Genomic DNA, 1,703 nt, shown 5'->3' with positions numbered 1-1,703 from the left:
TTCACAGCTCGTGCCCGAGCCACTCCTCGATCATGTAGCGCGCAATGGCGGCCTTGACCGGAGGCGTGACTTCGCCGGATGCGAGCGCCTGCTCATATTCGTCGCGGGTGAACCAACGCGCGTCACCGGTTTCCTCGCCGTCCACGCGGATATCCGTGCTCAGCGCCCGCGCCTTGAACGCGACCATCAAGGATGCTGGGAACGGCCACGGCTGGGAACCGAGATATTTCACCTCGCCCAGTTCGATACCGGTCTCCTCGCGGGTTTCCCTACGGCAGGCGTGTTCAAGGTTCTCCCCGGCTTCCACGAATCCGGCAGACACCGAGTACATGGTCGCGGTCTGCCACGCGCGATTATGCTGAAGCAGCAAGCGATCCTGCGAATCAACGACGGAGACGATGACAGCAGGCTCGATGCGGGGAAACAGCAGTCTGTTGCCGTCCGCCGCGTTCGTGCAGCGCTGCGCCCAACCGCCCAGCGCGGGTTTGACCTCGGCCCCGCACGTCGGGCAATGTCGTTGCCGCATATGCCACACGCTCAACGAAGCCGCCGTGGTGGCCTGCCCCGCCTCACGTGCCGAGGCATGCGGCGCGAATCCACGAAGATCGACCCAATCGAAACGTTTCGCCGCCTGTTCGAGTGCAGACGGCACCGGGCGCGGCTTGCGTGAAGCGGTATCCCCGGTCGTAGCGCCGAAAGCGTCGTCGGCCCCCTCGTATGCGGAATCCGGCACACGGTCGTCGAGGTTGCTGTCATGAAGCCCCGGCAAGCGCGTCACGTCTACAGCCACAACCTGTTCCGCGCGAGCGCCGCCATAGGAGCCAAGGAATATCGGGACGGCCTGCGGGTGCGAGGCGAGTTCCGGAAGCACATAGGCTCCGGGGAGCGTTGCCAAACGCAACTTGACATTGTCATAATCGACCAAATCGCCTTGCCCCTTGGGTACGGCGACTTTGCCACCATCGACGAGCATGACCGTGCACACCGGCGATGACAGTACTGACGAGAACAGGTCCGGGTCGTTCCTGCGATCGACCTGATAATCGATATCCCCTTGTGCCAGAGGAAGGAACGGCAGAGCTTGCGTGAGCGCAAGCGGTGAAAACATGCTCATTGTTGGTCGTCCTCGATTCGTTCATTGTGGCCGTTACATCCGTTACGACCGATACTTCCAATAATCCCCGTCATGATCGTTTTCTCATTTTCGCGATATCCCATATTCCTGCGATGTCCCAGAGCGATGTCAGGGACGCTCGGAGCACTCAAGCCGCTGAACACGCGACATCAGATTGACTAACGCCTCGGCGACGACGTCAGGATGCTCGACAGCGCTGAAATGTCCGCAATCAGGAATCTGTGTGAACGAGACCTCCGTGCCGGTCATCGCCGCGGCGAGCGCCCGCATCTGCTCCGGCGGGCTGGACGGATCGCATTCCCCGCTGACGACGGCAGCCGGAGCATGTACCGCGGCGAGCTGGTCGCCCAAATCCGGCCGTCCTGCCGCCATACGTTGCCGCCAAGCGATGCCTTCCGGGCTTTGGGCCTGAATCCAGGCGGTCATCTGCCTGATGAAGGCGTCGGAACGTTTAATGCTCGAATCGCCGTCCTGGGGCTGGGCGAAATGCATGACCGGCTCAATTGTGCGCTCGTGCTCGCACTCGTCGGCGATGCGAAGCCTGTTCGCGCGTGCGGTATCGTCGTCC

The 1,703-nt window shown here is 62.2% G+C and carries 2 protein-coding genes; both read right to left on the bottom strand.

The genetic code is table 11. The features are described 5' to 3' along the window. Position 1: 1 nt before the first annotated feature. Positions 2 to 1,114 carry an NAD(+) diphosphatase gene (nudC, locus tag ACI38B_RS04625; protein WP_439729726.1) on the bottom strand — a complete coding sequence of 371 codons (1,113 nt, stop codon included), beginning with the start codon at positions 1,112 to 1,114 and terminating at the stop codon, positions 2 to 4. A gap of 129 nt (positions 1,115 to 1,243) precedes the next feature. After that, a partial coding sequence (locus ACI38B_RS04620) for an alpha/beta fold hydrolase (RefSeq protein ID WP_439729725.1) occupies positions 1,244 to 1,703 on the bottom strand: 460 nt, incomplete at its 5' end.

The organism is Bifidobacterium sp., assembly GCF_051876855.1.
Taxonomy (GTDB): domain Bacteria; phylum Actinomycetota; class Actinomycetes; order Actinomycetales; family Bifidobacteriaceae; genus Bifidobacterium.
The sequence above is the reverse complement of the archived record's forward strand: the minus strand, read 5'-3'. Positions and strand labels throughout refer to the sequence as shown.

Excerpts from the sequence above, each read along its gene's own strand:
- nudC (WP_439729726.1), bottom strand. The coding sequence starts at position 1,114 with ATGAGCATGTTTTCACCGCTTGCGCTCACGCAAGCTCTGCCGTTCCTT.